The sequence below is a fragment of the Gemmatimonas sp. genome, assembly GCF_027531815.1.
Lineage (GTDB): Bacteria > Gemmatimonadota > Gemmatimonadetes > Gemmatimonadales > Gemmatimonadaceae > Gemmatimonas.
Map to the genome: position 1 here is coordinate 1 of NZ_JAPZSK010000016.1, position 15175 is coordinate 15175.

At 65.2% G+C, this 15175-nt stretch carries 6 protein-coding genes; 1 reads left to right on the top strand and 5 read right to left on the bottom strand.

The genetic code is table 11. The features are described 5' to 3' along the window. Positions 1–1035 precede the first annotated feature (1035 nt). On the top strand, positions 1036–3645 hold the full coding sequence (locus O9271_RS16755; protein WP_298272247.1) for a hypothetical protein: 2610 nt from the start codon (positions 1036–1038) through the stop codon (positions 3643–3645). 162 nt (positions 3646–3807) lie between these two features. On the opposite strand, the gene O9271_RS16760 is transcribed toward O9271_RS16755, so the two are convergent. From O9271_RS16760 to sprA, 5 genes are all read right to left on the bottom strand, one after another. Then, a complete protein-coding gene (locus O9271_RS16760) occupies positions 3808–5004 on the bottom strand; it encodes a type II secretion system F family protein (RefSeq protein ID WP_298272249.1) in 1197 nt (398 codons plus the stop codon). Between the two features lie 60 nt (positions 5005–5064). After that, on the bottom strand, positions 5065–6228 hold the full coding sequence (locus O9271_RS16765) for a type IV pilus twitching motility protein PilT (protein WP_343213933.1): 1164 nt from the start codon (positions 6226–6228) through the stop codon (positions 5065–5067). An 88-nt stretch (positions 6229–6316) separates the two neighbouring features. Then, the gene (locus tag O9271_RS16770; RefSeq protein ID WP_298272253.1) at positions 6317–8158 is read right to left on the bottom strand and encodes an ATPase, T2SS/T4P/T4SS family; all 1842 of its coding nucleotides are present in this window, start codon (positions 8156–8158) and stop codon (positions 6317–6319) included. 14 nt (positions 8159–8172) lie between these two features. Further along, positions 8173–8736 (bottom strand): ComEA family DNA-binding protein, encoded by a 564-nt coding sequence (locus O9271_RS16775; RefSeq protein WP_298272256.1) that lies wholly within the window; start codon positions 8734–8736, stop codon positions 8173–8175. Between the two features lie 239 nt (positions 8737–8975). After that, complete coding sequence (sprA, locus tag O9271_RS16780; RefSeq protein ID WP_298272311.1) at positions 8976–15146, bottom strand: cell surface protein SprA; 6171 nt, start codon at positions 15144–15146, stop codon at positions 8976–8978. Between the last annotated feature and the right edge of the window lie 29 nt (positions 15147–15175).

Below are 15175 nucleotides of genomic sequence, written 5' to 3' on the forward strand. Positions count from 1 at the left end.
TTCAACACCCGCCGCATTCTCGAGCCCTTGGGATATGTTTCCCCTGCGGAGTTCGAGGATCAGTATTACCGCACCCAAGCGGCTCCTGCGGAGCGCTTGGCACTCAACTAACCGAGTCTCCACGAAAGCCGGTGCGGTTCACGCAACGGTGATCGCGACGCCGCGCGCGAAGCGGCGACAAAAGCTCTCGAGCACGCGGATACGCCAGAGTTGGTCGTGGAATGCCTCAACCATGGCGCGCCGCTGCCACCGATTCTGCAAGGTGCAGACCCTTCCGTCATTGAGATCGGGGTCGGTTCAAACGCATATATCCACGAGGCCTCACATTTGAGAGAATGGGTCTCGTCCGTGCGCTTGATTGCGACGGACGTTGAAAGCGGCCTGGGACTCCTCGATTCAGAGCGCCTTCGGGTCGCCGGCGAGGGTTGGTATCGCTGTTGGCTCCGATTCGTGCTGGACCTCGCGCAGGTTGATGCGAGTAGGCGCGCCGGGGATGAAGGGGCCATTCAAGGCGCCTTTGCACAGCTCCTCAAAGATGTTCGACCGTTTAGCGGCAAGCCTCGCGCTTGCGACTTGTGGGCGATCCGGCGCGTGATTCAAGAGTCTCTGTCTTGGGGACTTTCGTTGCTCAGGACGGAGGATGACTGGCAGTTCGCACTGGATTCCCTCACCAGTGCCAGCGAAGCAACTGCGTCAAGGATGGACAGGGAGGATGGGGGGCCTCTCCCGATTACTGGCCTGCTTGAAGTGTTGCTTCCGTTCGCTGCAGACCCTTTGGGTGGCCCGGCGGTGTGTCGCGCTGCGGAGCATCAACTGGCTCGAATGGAGCGTTCAGGGTCGTACTATCCAACGCATGCGGAGTGCGCGATGCGATTGACTCGCTTTCGTCTCGCCACCGGAGACGTCGAGAGAGCACGGGAGGCCTGGTCGCGCGGAGCAGTCTTCGCAGGCGCTTACGGGTGGCACAAGGACGCTACTGTTTTCGACATCATCGAAAGCACTCCGGCGCTTGTGGCCTCGTCGCGGGAGGATGCGGTGCGTGCTCTCACGGATGTGCAGCCGCTCGCTCATGCTGTCGTCTCGCACACGGACGGAAGAACGACAAAGCAAGCACCCAACTCTTGGCTCCGGTGCTTACTCAAGGTGCATCCGGCTCTCGCTATCGGCCTGCTCGCTCGAACCTTCACGGAGGAGGACGACTCTGATAGTTGGCCGAATCTTCAAGCGCTCGGCGATGTAGCGGACCTTGCTGCGGATGGTGGCGACCCCTCCATTATTGACTCTGTCCTAGCGACCATGAGACTTGAGGTGGAGTACGAAGACAGCGCTACCAGAGACGCGGACGCGCGAGTGGCACCGATACTTCGTCTGGCTTCTAGCGAGCATACGTTCGCGACGATCTTGATGCGCCGCGTTGCCGCAGAGGTCACAGGCGATGGCCGTCGGTACAATGACAAGGCCGCCGTGCGAGTCGCGCAGGTCGCTGCTGAGAATGGGCTTTCAATTCCTGAGATCTCTCGCGCCGACGTGGGCGCTCAGAGCAGGAGTGCGAGCGATTCCGGTCGTTCGGGGCGGTCCGATCAGTCGCTGTTGCCATTGATGCGGATCCCTCCATTTCCTTCCGACGCCACGCTTGTCGACTTGCTCACTGGACTTCGGCGGGCGGGCTCTGATGGTCGAATAGACAACGCCACGCGGTGGAAAGACGTTGCGTCGGCTCTCGGCTACCATTTTGGCCAACTCATCGATTCAGGGCGAGAGGAGGACGTGGGTCGATTGCTGCGTTTCTTGGCAAGAGATGTCTACGTCTCAGATAGCGAGGACGTGCAGCCCCTCGTGGTCATCGCGGGTGCGCTCGAAGCAGCGGGATACGACAGCGTCGCCGCGATGGCGTACGCGCTCTCGTACTCCAAAGCTCGCGGCGGCGATGGCTGGCTCCGAATGGGAGATCAGACCGAGGGTTTTCTCATGGACCGAGCAATCGAGCTGGACGCTGCAGTTGCGCGTCGAACAATTGCCGACGAGGTCGCATACAGCCTTCGCCGTCCTTCGTACGTAGGGGGCATGTCGAGACACATGGTTGAACGGCTTGCGGCGTGGGGAGACTCGGCCCAGGCCGAGGAGGCATGGCGAGAGGCCTTCTCCGTAGTGCAGCATAGGCTTCCGCTTGCACCAGTTCGCGGGTGGTTCGCAAATCTCCGCATTCACGGTGAGGACGATTGGCCCCTCGTGGATTGGTCGGTTGATGAGGCCCTTGTTCTGCTGCTGCTCGCCCGCGTCGGAAACCCACGCCTCGCATGTAAGGTGGGCGCGCTAGCTGGTATTGTCCGGGCGATTCAGCGACGTCCTGAAGTCGTGATCGAGCCTTTGCGATGGTGGCTCGCGCGGAACACTTCTGTCACGTCCGTGTTGCTTGTTCTCGACGCTCTACGCCAGGCCGAACCGCCATCGTTTCGCATTACGGTCGCTTTGTCGGAGGAGTTGCAGGGGTATGCGAACTGCCCTGTATGGGGCGCGCGGCGAATAGCGGCGCAGTTACTTGAGCGAGCAGCGGTGCCATTCGTAGAGGCAATACACGTTGAAGAAACGAGTGCCCCAGTCAGCAGTTCCCAGGGGATGCAGCTCGCAGCGGATGTTCAGGATGATGATGGTTCACGGCGTTCAGATGTCGGCATGAGGGAGCTGGACCAGGTCTCGACTCTTTGGCCCGACGTCGGTGAAAAGGTGGCGCTTCGTTTCGCTCAGTTGTCAGACTCCGAAGGTCATCGCGAGCGAGCGAGATCACGCTTCCGAATTTCGTTGGGGAGAGACGGAAAGTCGTTTCCCCCGACACCTACGCTCTATTGGGAGACCGAACTCCGCCAAGTTGCCGTGCACGAAGTGCTGTCTGGGCTCAGGTCGCATCTGTGGGCGACTGGTCAATGGGCAAATGGGCTTGAGGACGAACTAGCCGACGGAATTCTGCCTGACACTCGTTTGCACTTAGCATTTGCGGCCAGCCGAACAGTTCGACCTGAGTGGGTCGCTGCCGTGTCTGTAGTTCAAGGGACGGGTCAGCTCCCGCTGGCGGGGGACGAAGATCCCCGGTACGCTGGCTGGACGCGCTTAGCCTTCTGGGAACACCAGTATGTACTCGACGCTCAGAGCTACCGCGGAGAGCCGGTCGAGAGGGTCACCGTGATGTGCGGCGCCGTCGCCGTTCCGCTCGGGAGGTCCGCGCCTCCGGATGCGTTTCCGTTCAGGGTTGCCAGTGCAGGTGACTGGTGGCGGCCCGAACGAATCAATCCGACTGACCGCGCGGAATTTCCGTTTGGTCCTGTGGTGGGGCTCACGCGCGAATCAGACTGGCTTGGAGGTCCGCTCGTGATCGTTCCACCGGTCTCGCTATTCAGCCTTCTGACCCTGACTCCCCCGCAGTTCGGCGAACCGCTGAGCTGGCACGATTCAGAGGGCGCGCCAGCTGTGGTGATGCGCCAATGGTGGATCCGTAATCCGGAGGAGGACGATGCTGAGCCCGCGACGTGCGAGGGGGCAGACCTGATCATTCGGCCGGATCTGCACGCGCGCTTACGCGAGCGGTACGGGGTTGCCCTAACGGAGCTCAGGCATGTGAGTCGGCGACCGATACCGCCGTCAGGGCCCTGAGTGCACAGCGTGGAGCGAAGGCTCTCAGAATACTCTGGTCGTGTAAAGCTCAAGCAGGGCCGGTCTCTCGACCGGCCCCGCTCCAATTATCGTGCGCCTTTTCCTCCATTTATGTGGCGCGGCAGTGCTCCAAACCACCTGCGCCGCCACAACACACCCGCCCTACTTCACCGCGTTCACCATGTCGAAGATCGGCAGGTACATGGCCACGATCATGCCGCCCACGACCACGCCCAGGAACACGATCATGATGGGCTCGAGCAGGCTGAGCAGCGCGCTCACCGCGGCGTCCACTTCGTCGTCGTAGAAGTCGGCGATCTTGCTGAGCATTTCGTCGAGACCACCGGTCTGCTCGCCAACGGCAATCATGCTGATCACCATGGGCGGAAACACCTCGCTCTTCTGCAACGGACCGGCAATGGTGTCACCACCGGCAATGCTGGCCCGGCTGCCCATGATGGCGTCCTGCACGACCCGGTTGCCCGAGGTGCGCGCCGTGATCTCGAGACCGTCCAGAATGCTCACGCCGGAGCTGATGAGCGTGCCCAGCGTACGCGTGAAGCGCGACACGCTGGACTTGCGCAGCACGTCGCCCAGCACCGGCACCTTGAGCATGAGCTTGTCGATGACCAGCTGCCCCTGCGAGGTGCCGTAGTACTGCTTGAGGAGGAAACCGCCGCCCCCTATGCCGCCAATGAGCGCCCACCAGTAGCTGTTGAGGAAGCCGCTCAACGCGATCACGACCTTGGTGGGCAGCGGCAGCTCCATCCCCACACTGCCGAACATGCTAGCAAACACGGGGATGACCTTCCACAGCAGCACCACCACGCACAACGCCGCCACGCACATGATCACCGTAGGGTAAATCATGGCACCCTTCACCTTGCGTACGAGGGCGTCGTTCTTTTCCATGAAGATGGCGAGACGATTGAGAATGGTATCGAGAATACCGCCCGCCTCACCAGCCGCCACCATGTTGGTGTACAAGTCCGAAAACGCCTTGGGATGCTTGCGCATGGCGTCGGCCACCGTATTGCCCGACTCCACGTCGAACACCACCTGCCGCACCACCGCCGCCAAGACCTTGTTCTCCGACTGCCGCGCCAGAATGTCGAGCGCCTGCACCAGCGGCAGACCGGCGTTGATCATGGTGGAGAACTGTCGCGTGAAGATCACGATGTCACGCATCTTGACCGACCCGCTGGTCTTCTGCGGTGTGGCCTTCGACTCGTCCACCTTGATGATGGTGAGCCGCTGGCGCCGCAACTGCGCTACGGCATCGTCACGACTGGGCGCATCGATGGTCGCCGACTTGAGGTCGCCGTTCTGGGTGCGCGCGGTATAGCTGAACGTGGGCATCGGAGCAAGGTGCGGAAGAGGCGGGAACCGGGAAACCGGGAGCGAGACCGAGGGACGGCGCTAGCGCCTGCCGGCAGCGAGGCGGCCGCCGGACTTGGCGACATCAGACGGGGTGGCGGCGCTGAGCGAGTCATCCGTGGGCCCCTTGCCGATCATGCGCAGGAACTCGTTGGGGTTGCCCGACGACCGCACGCACTCGTCCGCGCTCACCACACGGTTCAGGTACAGCTGATACAGCGCGTCGTTCATGGTCTGCATGCCGAACTTCTTGCCCGACTGCATGAGCGAATAGATCTGGTGCACCTTGTCGTCGCGCACGAGCGCGCGAATGGCAGGCGTGACCACCAGCACCTCGGCCGCCATGGCCCGACCGCGCCCCGCGAGCTTGGGGAGCAGCACCTGTGTGATGATCCCCTCCAGTACGAACGCCAACTGCGCCCGGACCTGCGTCTGCTGATGGCTGGGGAAGACGTCGATGATGCGGTTGATGGCCTCGGCCGCGCTGTTGGTATGCAGGGTGGCGAACACGAGGTGACCGGTTTCGGCAATGGTGAGCGCCGCCTGAATGGTCTCCAGGTCGCGCATTTCGCCAATGAGGATGACGTCGGGGTCTTCGCGCAAGGCGTACTTGAGCGCCGAGGCGAAGCTTTTGGTGTCGGCCCCGACCTCGCGCTGGTTGATGATGCAGGTCTGGTGGCGGTGGATGAACTCGATGGGGTCTTCCACGGTAATGATGTGCCCGCGCCGCTCCGCGTTGATCTTGTCGATCATGGCGGCCAGCGTGGTGCTCTTGCCCGAGCCCGTGGGCCCGGTGACCAGCACCAGCCCGCGCGGTTTCTCGGCGAAGCTCGCAATCACCGTCGGCAGCTGCAACTCGTCGAATGTCTTGATCTGGAACGGGATGCGGCGAATGACCATGGCCACGCACCCGCGCTGTCTGAACACGTTGCCGCGGAAACGCGAGAGGTTCGTAATGCCGAACGAGAAGTCCAGCTCGTCTTCCATTTCGAACCGCTTCTTCTGATTCTCGGTGAGCACCGAGTACGCCAGCTGCAGGGTGTCGCGCGGCGTGAGGAGATGGTCCTGCGCGGAGTTCGTGATGTCGCCATCCACGCGCAGCTTGGCACGACCACCGGCCGTGATGTGGAGGTCGGAGGCGTCCCGCTCGATCATTTCGTCGAGCAGCGTGCGCAGGGAAACTGGAGACTGGTCGGACGCGGTCATGGGATCACGGGAGGTGGCACGGAACGCAATCACATTCCGGGAAATGGACGAATCGGCCGGCGTATCGGCACGCCACCGTTACAATTTCCTACGATGATGTTTCACGGATGACCTGCTCCAGGGTGGTCACGCCCTTGAGCACCTTGAGCCAGCCGTCCATGCGGAGGGTGAGCATGCCCTCGTCGATGGCCGAGTCGCGGATGATCTGCACATCCGCGTTCTGCATGATGAGCTTCTTGAGGGTGGGGGTCATGAACATGACCTCATAGACACCCTGGCGACCCTTCAGGCCAGTGCCGCCGCAGGCGTCGCAGCCAAGCCCCTTGAAGAAGGGCAACTCCTCGATCCGCGTTTCCAGCGAGAGGTTCGTGAGGAAGGGGAGCGCGTCGGGGGCGGCCCTGAGCTTGGCGTTGAGCAGCGCTTCCTCGGTGAAGCGCAGTGACCCCAGCGTCGTGTCAGGCTTCACCTTGGCCCCCGCAAGCTCGGCCACGTCAGGCGTGTACTTGGTCTTGCACTTGGAGCAAATGCGCCGTACCAGACGCTGCGCCAGGATGAGATTGAGTGCCGACGCCACGTTGAACGGCTCGAGCCCCATATCCAGCAGACGTACGATCGTTTCCGGTGCCGAGTTGGTGTGCAGGGTGCTCAGCACCATGTGGCCCGTGAGCGCGGCCTTGATGGCAATGCCACCGGTCTCGAGGTCGCGGATCTCCCCGAGCATGATGACGTTGGGGTCCTGCCGCAGGAATGCCTTGAGCGCCGCCGCGAAGGTCATGCCAATTTCGGTGCGCACGAGCACCTGGTTGATCCCGTGGAGGTTGTACTCCACGGGATCCTCGGCGGTCATGATGTTCGTGTCGCCGGTGTTGATCTTGGAGAGTGCCGAATACAGGGTGGTGGTCTTGCCGGAGCCCGTGGGCCCCGTGACGAGCACCATGCCGTACGGGTTGGAGATGGCCTCCATGAGGTCACGTTCGGCCCGCGGTTCAATGCCGAACTTCTCGAGTTCGAGGGTAAGGTTGCCCTTGTCGAGAATTCGCAGCACGACCTTTTCGCCGAAGAGCGTGGGCAGTGTGCTCACGCGGAAGTCGACGACCTTCTTGCCCACCTTGAGCTTGATGCGCCCGTCCTGGGGCACGCGACGCTCGGCGATGTTGAGCGAGGCCATGATCTTGAAGCGCGAGATGAGCGCCGCGCGCATCTTCATGGGCGGCTTCATGACTTCCTGCAGCGCGCCGTCCACGCGATAGCGCACGCGCAGGTCGTGCTCGAAGCACTCGAAGTGGATGTCGGAGGCGCCCTTGCTCACGGCATCCACGAGGATGGCGTTGATGAGCTTTACCACCGGCGCCTCGTCCACCTGCGCGGCGAGCGCCCCGGTGTCGGCGTTCTCCTCCTGACTTTCCAGGACCTCCACGTCGTCGTCTGCGGCTGCAATGTCCTGCAGCAGCGACTGCATGTGAATTTCGTTGGCCTCGTAGTGCTTTTCGATGGCCGCGCGCATGGAGTACTCGCCCGCCAGCACGGGGACGATGTCGTAGCGCGTGATGAACTTGAGGTCCTCCACCACGGACATGGCCGTGGGGTCGGCGATAGCCACGGTGAGCTGCCGGCCGTCGCGCTTGAGGGGGAGTACGGTGTGCTTGGTGGCCAGCTCCGCCGGAATGAGCTTGAGCAGGCGGGTATCCACCTCGAAGCGCGAAAGGTCTATGGCGGGCATGCGGAACTGGCGGGCGAGCATGCGCACCACCTCGGTTTCCGGCACGAGTCCCATTTTGACGACGATGAGCCCCAGTCGCAGACCGGGACTGCTGGCCTGCTCCTGGAGCGCCTTGGCGAGTGTCTCTTTCGTAAGCAAACCCTCGCGGATGAGCATTTCGCCGAGTCGTTCGGCGGCGCGACCGGAGAGCGGTGCAGCGGGTGCGGCCATAGACCTGATTTCCGTCAGAACGCGGAGCTGGAGTGGTATGCCGGCGAGGGGGGACCCTCACCATCTAGTGGACTGTGCCGCCCGGAAAACGTCACCAGCGTGTCGAGCTGGCGAACGGTGGATGGACCGATGCCACGTACGTGACGGAGGTCATCGGCGGCGGAGAAGGGGCCGTGCCGTTCCCGCCATTCCACAATGCGGCGAGCGAGGGCCGGCCCCACCCGTGGGAGCCGTTCGAGCTCTTCGGCGGTGGCCGTGTTCACGTTGACCGGTGCGGGCGGCGGTGGCGGCGCTGACGCCGTTGGTAGTTTCGGCGCACGGGCACCGCGGCTTGATCGCCGTGTCGTGTCACGGCGGGATGCGCCCCGCCCCCGACGAGGGGCGCGGGCCGCGGAGTCCACTGCCGCGGCCTGGGCGGCGAGGGCACGTTCGGCGAGCGATGCGGGCGGGGCCTGGCCGGCGTTGGCGGCGGCAACGTGCGCGTCAAAGCGCTGAACGCCCAGCGCGCGGACGCCCACGGCGAGCAGGGCGAGTCCGGTGAGAAAGGCGAGGGCGTGGCGTTCCTGCGCGGTGGGCATGAACGCAGGGTAACGGTACCGGCGGCGGGGAGCGTTACCGGAATCGTGCGGGGAGGATCGGGATTACGCGGGTCGGGGTCGGGGTCGGGGTCGGGGTCTGCGCAGGAGGCAGGAGGCAGGAGGCAGGAGGCAGGGAGCGGGAGGCGGGGAGCAGGGAGCAGGAGGCAGGAGGCGGGGATTAGGGGGCAGGAGGCAGGGGGGGGGCGGGGAGCGCAAACCGGGGGGGGCGCTCCCGAGCGCTAGCGCAACTCCCCCGCGAAGAAGCGCAGCTGCATGACCGCCGAGAAGATGAGATTGTTGGTGCGGCGGTTGAAGTTGCGATCGAAGTTGAGGATCTGGCTGCCGGTGAGGGTGAAGCTGACCAGGTCGGACAGATCGGTGTTCGCGTTGAGATTGAAGGCGCGTCGCCCGTTGTTGGTGAGCACGGCCGTCTGGGCCGGGACGAGCGCATTGAGCAACGGCGTGCCGGCCACCGAGGTCCCGGTGACAATGCTCGACGTCTCCTCGCTCTGGTACGACAGCGAGGTGCGCATTTGCCCGGTGCGCGTGTTCCAGCTGCGGGGGAGCGGGAACGACCTCGTGATGTCGAAGGACAGGCGGCGCGTGTCGCCGTTGATGACCGCGCCGGGGCGCAGGTCTTCGCGGCGCTGCCGGTCAATGGAGGCGCTGGTGGCGAGGTTGCCCAGCGCGGCCCAGGTGATGCTGGTGGAGAGCGGCTGGCTGCGCGCCACGGTGCGGCTGCGGTCGGCCAGCCCCCCGGTTTCGTTGGGGATGGTGGTTTCCTGCTCCGAGATGAGGTAGCGGCCGTTCACATTCACCATGGACACGAAGCGCCGCAGGCGCACGGGGCGCCAGCTCCAGCGCAGCGTGATGTCGGGGCGCACCAGCTGGTCGCTGGTGATGACCGCCTGAAAGCCGTCGAGCGTGCGGCGCGTCCAGGTTTCCGTGTTCCCCTGCTCCAGCCGCGACTGCAGCGAGAGCGAGAAGGGGAGATTGAGCGCCCCCGACAGGGTGGCGCGCCGCAACCGGCCGGCGGTGGTGGCCAGCTGCGACGACAGCCCACGGAAGGCATCCACCCCACCCAACCCGAACTGGTAGCCGAAGCCCGGTACGAAGGCCGTGTTGTCGTAGTTGGAGGTGAGGCTCTGCTGCCACTGCACATCGAAGGGGGCGAAGACGCTCCCCAGCCGGCGCAGGGTGCTGCGTTCGGTGGTGCGCCCCGACACGAAGCGCGCCACATCCAGCGTGGTCCCCAGGTTGAACGACTGTGCCGCCCCCAGCCGCTTGGGAAGCACGAAGGCGCCGGTACTGTCACGCTCGCGCAGCAGGGTGCGCCCGTTCGGATCCTTGACCAGCGAGAAGGTGCTGGTGAAGTCGACGCGTGGGCGCAGCCACGACGCACTGGCCGGCGCAAAATTGAAGGTGGAGGTGAGCGACCGGTCGCGCTCGAGCCCCAGGTTGGCCCCCAGCAGCGACGACCGCTCGGCCCACGCGGTCTGCCCGCGGTCCACACTGTCGGGGACACCGCGCAGGGTGCGATAGTCGCGCAGGTCGAGCAGCTGGCGTGCACTGATGCTGGCGCCCAGTGCCGTGGTGGGACGGAACTCGAGCGACGCGTTGTTCTGCCAGATGTGCGTGAGCGCGTTGGTCACCTGCCCCGTGTCGGTGAGCGACGTGGCGGCCTTGGTGAAGGAGGTGACCGCGTTGTCATTGCGGGCGAGCGTACTGCTCACGCGGAAGGCGGTGGGTGACCAGCGAATGCGCTGCTCGCGGAACGCCTTCACCCCAGCCGATTCACGCCACCGGCGTGGCAGCAGTCCCACCAGCGCATCGACGGCGCGCGGCAACCGGCTTTCGCGGGTCTCGTTGGCAATCGTGAGTCCACCGCCCACCGCATAGCTGTTGGCACGCAGCGATTGAAAGGCGCTCTGCGCCGCCGCCGTGGACCAGCTGCCATTCAGCGAGAGACCGTTCACGAGGGGCGCGTACCAGCCCTTCGCCAATGGCGCAATGCGGCGCACCGACAGCGCGTAGTTCACGCGCCGGTCACTCGGGTCACGCACGTTGGCAATGCCGCTGGCCCGCACGTCGGTATTGTTGATGAAGAGCTGGTCGACGCCGGTGGACGTGTAGTCGATGGAGAGCGGCATGGCGAGTCCGAGCCGCGCCGGCAGCATGCGCCCCAGCTGCAGCGTCGTGCCCACACTCACGCCACTCGACGTGAGGAAGGTGGGGGTCTCGTTGAGCTGCCGGAAGTTGGGGTCGCGCCGACTGAGGTTGACGCGAAAATCGGCGAGATCGCCGGCGTTCATGTTCATCCCCACTTCGCCGGCAAAGCCGACGTCATTGACCACGTCGGCAAGCCGCACATCGTTCACCCACAGCTCCAGCGAATCGCCCGCCATGATGGCGCTGCCGCCACGCGGCATGCTGTCCACCCGCACGATGCCCACGGCGAGCTCCTGCACACCCGCGAGGTTGGGCGGCGTGACCGCCGGATCGGCGCTGTACACGATGTAGCCGTCTTCGCACACGGCATACCGCCGCAGTGCGAGCCCGCGCGGCGTGCCGGAGCGACGCACCAGCTCGAGATCGGCCCCGCTGCACTGCACCGAGTCGGCGCTGCCGGTGAGGAAGGCGTTCTCCAGTCGCGCGCGCAACATCTGGAACCGCGTGAGGTCGACCCGCACCTCGGGGAGCCAATCGCTCTGGCTGGGCCCCGCGTTCAGCGGCGTGCGATACATGTAGAAGTTGTGCTCATCGCGGCCGATCTTCACATAACCATTGAGCTCGCCGTTCACCCCCCAGCCATTGCCACGCCCGCGCATCCAGAGCCGCAACGTACGATAGCCCATGAAGGTCTTGGTGCCCTCCGGGAAGCGGAAGAACGCCTCGGCCCGATCGAAGGGGCGGAACTGACGTCCGGGGAGCCCCGTCTGCAGGCGCAAGGCGCGCTCGTTGACCTGAATCTGCTGGACTTCGTAGCCCGTCTGCCGGTTCTCCGGCACCTCCAGCACCCCCGGCGGCGGCGAGTACGGCAGCACGTTGGTGGAGTCGAGCGTGCCCACGACGCTGGCGATCACGTAGCCCCCCAGCGTGGCGCTGGAGTCGCCAGCCATACCGGAGAGCGGTTCGGCGCTGCGCTTGAGCCAGGGCGCTCCCACCAGGCGCAGCCGCGCAAGCGCCACGCGCGTGAACGCGTCGTCCCCCGCGGTGGGGCTCGACATGACGGTGAGGCGCATGGCGCGCATGCGCCGTTCATTGGGGCTGTTGAGCTCCTCCGCCGGCGCCCGCCAGTTGAGACGCACCTGCACCCAGCAGACGGAATCGGCGGTGACCCCCGCCGCCGACGAATCGCGCTGCGCGAAGCAGCGCCCCACACGCGTCCAGTTGCGGCGATCGCCCAGGTCCACCACGAAGCGCTTGAGCTGCTCCTGCTCGATGGCGGCGGCGTCGAAGTTGAGACGCCCATCGAGGTCGATATCCTCTTCGTCGAGCCGGTTGTTGCGCACAGTGCAGTTGGCACGGCTGTCGCCAAGCCGCTGGACCGCCTGCAGCGACTGCGTACACAACGGCACCTTCGTTTCCACCGTCACCACCGGGGCGCCGCCGGTGCGGTTCACCACCACGAGCGTATCGGCCACATCGCCCGCGAGCCCCCGGTCGTTCTCGACGGCATTGAAGGCACGCGACAGGGAATCGCGTTCGCTGTCGAGCCGGTTGAAGCCCACGAAGCGCTTTCCGCGATACGTACTGTCCACGGGAAACCCGGCGCGCGCGGGGGGCGAAATGGTGAGCGACTCCGGGGCGAAGGTCACGCTGTTCTCGCTCAGGTCGCCGAAGTCCAGCACGAGCGTGGGGTTGGTACGCACCTTCCCCTCCTCGCTCTTCACCAGCGCGAAGAACTCGATGTTCTCGATGCGCGACAGGTCGGCGCCGCTGGCCCCCAGCACCGTGCGCAGCGAGCGCCAGCGACGGCCGCTGGGGGTGGGGCCCGCCTGGCTGGTGTTCCCCACGGTCCACGCGAATCGCCGGGTGGCGGTGCCGGGTTCCACGTCGAGGATGCCGCCGGTGCGCAGCGGGTAGAGCGTCAGCCAGAGCAGCTGCTCCGGAGCCAGGAGACCATTCCCCACCACGCGCACGGCAGGATCGATCTGCTGAATGGTGAACTGCGGCGCGGCCCCGGTGTTGTCCACCCCGTTGTTCTGGTATGCCAGCGTGGTGGCGCGGTTGAGCGAGAAGACACTGCTTCCCACCCCCGCCAGCGACGCGCCAAGTGCCGGCCGACTGCTGTAGTACCAGTTGCTTTCGAGCAGCGGCAGCACGCGCTCGGCCTCGCCCTCGAAGCTTTCCACGAACGCCTGGAAGGCCGAGTTGAGCTGGGGTCGGCTCATGGCGAATTCCCCCTGCACCGCAATGCGTGACGCGGTGTTGGCGGTGCGAACGGGAAGACGGGTGAGCAGCGAGCTGAGGGCCGAGGCGTCCCACTTCATGTTGGCGGTCACGCCGGCCATGAGGGCGCCCACCGGCTCGAAGCCCAGTGGTGGCCGGTTGAGTGCGGAGCGCTGCTGCTGCGAGATGGCGGTGAAGGCGATCTCGCCGTTGTCGAGCGCAAACTGCGAGGCGAGCCCCAGGATGGTGACAGGCGCCACGGCAAAGAGCGGGTTCTCCTCGTAGCGCACACTCACCTGCCGCGGTCGCGTGAAGAGCGTGTCCGGGCGATTGAAGGTGATGATGCCGAGGTCGTAGTCGATGCTGTAGTCACGCTCGCGCTGCAGCTCGCGCCCCTCGATGACGACCCGCTCGGAGTTGGGGCGCAGCTGAATGGTGGAGAGCTTGATGGCCTGCGAGTTGCCGCCTCCCTCCGACTGGTAGTTCACCACGAGGCGGTAGATGGCCTGCGGGCGCTGGGCGGAGTAGAGGTACTCGTTGGGGTACCGGTAGAGCGTGTCGTTGGCCGGGTTGGCGAGCGGCTGCGCGAGGCCGGCACGCGCGAAGGGCTGCACCGACGGAAAGAAGACGAAATAGTCGGGGATGAGCTTCTGCTGCGTATCACCCGAGAAATTCGCGCGGAAGTTGGGATCGTTGGGGCGCGGCCAGAGCCGGTTCTCCACGTCGAACTCGGCGGAGTTGGTGGGCTGCGCGAGGCCGAACAGCTGCAAGTACGTTTGCGCGCGCGACGCATCGACCGGCTTCTCCTGGTCGCCGGAGGTGCCGGTGACCAGCTTCATGCCAATGGAGTTGCGCACCAGCTCCTCGCCGCCCAGACGGTAGACCGACTTGATCTCGCGGAAGAAGTACGCCGGGTTGTCGGGTTGCAGCTCCGGCTCCCACAGCAGGTTGGCCACCTGCGGCGCGTCGGTGTACTCGATGTCGGGGGTGCCGCCGGTGTTCACGTTGCGGCCCGGGCGCCCGTTCACGCTCACTTCGTAGGCCACCGCCAGCCGTTCGTTGTTGAGATTGAGCGGGCGCACGAGCGCAATCCACAGCTGCGACGGATCGACGTAGTAATCCACGTTCTCGCGCAGGACCTCGTAGATCTGGCGCGACGGGTTGCGGGCCCCGCGCACGGAGAACTGCGGGCCGCGCGGGTTCTGGTTGGCGGCGCCAATGAGCTGCCGGTAGACGTACAGGCGGACGGGGCGAATCGAGTCGGGGAGCGCGGCCGCCAGCTGCTGCAGCTGCGGGCGGTTGAGCAGGTCCACGTTGGGGTAGCCGGGGAGCTGCCGCGGGTCGACGGTGAAGAAGAAGCGCCGCGTCTCGATCTGGATGTCCTCGATGATGCGATCGACCCGCTGCTGCGTACGCTCACCCACCGTGAACAGGTTGTCCTTGCTCACGTTGCCGCGCTGCTGCGCCACGATGGAGGAGAAGCGCATGGCGCCCCACTGCCCCGTGGCCTGCACGCCGTAGTTGTTGGACGGGATGCCGGAGGTGAGGAAGCGTGAGGTGGGGGTGACGAAGCTGACGTTGCCCACTTCCACCGACTGCAGCTTCTCGGTGGCCTTGCCCTGGTAGCGCAGGAAGATGTTGTTGGAGGCGTCGAACTCGCGTTGCGAGTCGTAGTCGACGTTCACGGAGACCCGGTCGGCCACCACGCCCCCCGACCGGAGGTTGAACTGGAAATCGAAGCCGGGCTGGAACAGGCCGCGGCAGTTGTTGCCCACGATGGTGAGTTGGGCGGTGGTGCAGCGCTCGTTGCGGGTGCGCTGCAGCTTGGACTCGAGGCGGGCGTTGAGTTCGACCCCGAGGTTGGCGAGGTCACCGAAGAGATCCCGAGTGGCGGTATCGGCGGCCGCGGGGGCGCGCGTGGGGACGGGGGCGCGCAGAACGGGGCCTGCCGTGTCCCGGCGGGCTGCGGTATCCGGGCGGGGAGGCTGGACCTGCGCCGAGGCCGACCCGGCGAGCATTCCAGTCACGAGAACCGTCCGGAAAACCG

Coding starts and splice junctions, on each gene's coding strand:
- O9271_RS16760 (WP_298272249.1), bottom strand. CDS start 5,004: ATGCCCACGTTCAGCTATACCGCGCGCACCCAGAACGGCGACCTCAAG.
- O9271_RS16765 (WP_343213933.1), bottom strand. CDS start 6,228: ATGACCGCGTCCGACCAGTCTCCAGTTTCCCTGCGCACGCTGCTCGAC.
- O9271_RS16770 (WP_298272253.1), bottom strand. CDS start 8,158: ATGGCCGCACCCGCTGCACCGCTCTCCGGTCGCGCCGCCGAACGACTC.
- O9271_RS16775 (WP_298272256.1), bottom strand. CDS start 8,736: ATGCCCACCGCGCAGGAACGCCACGCCCTCGCCTTTCTCACCGGACTC.
- sprA (WP_298272311.1), bottom strand. CDS start 15,146: ATGCTCGCCGGGTCGGCCTCGGCGCAGGTCCAGCCTCCCCGCCCGGAT.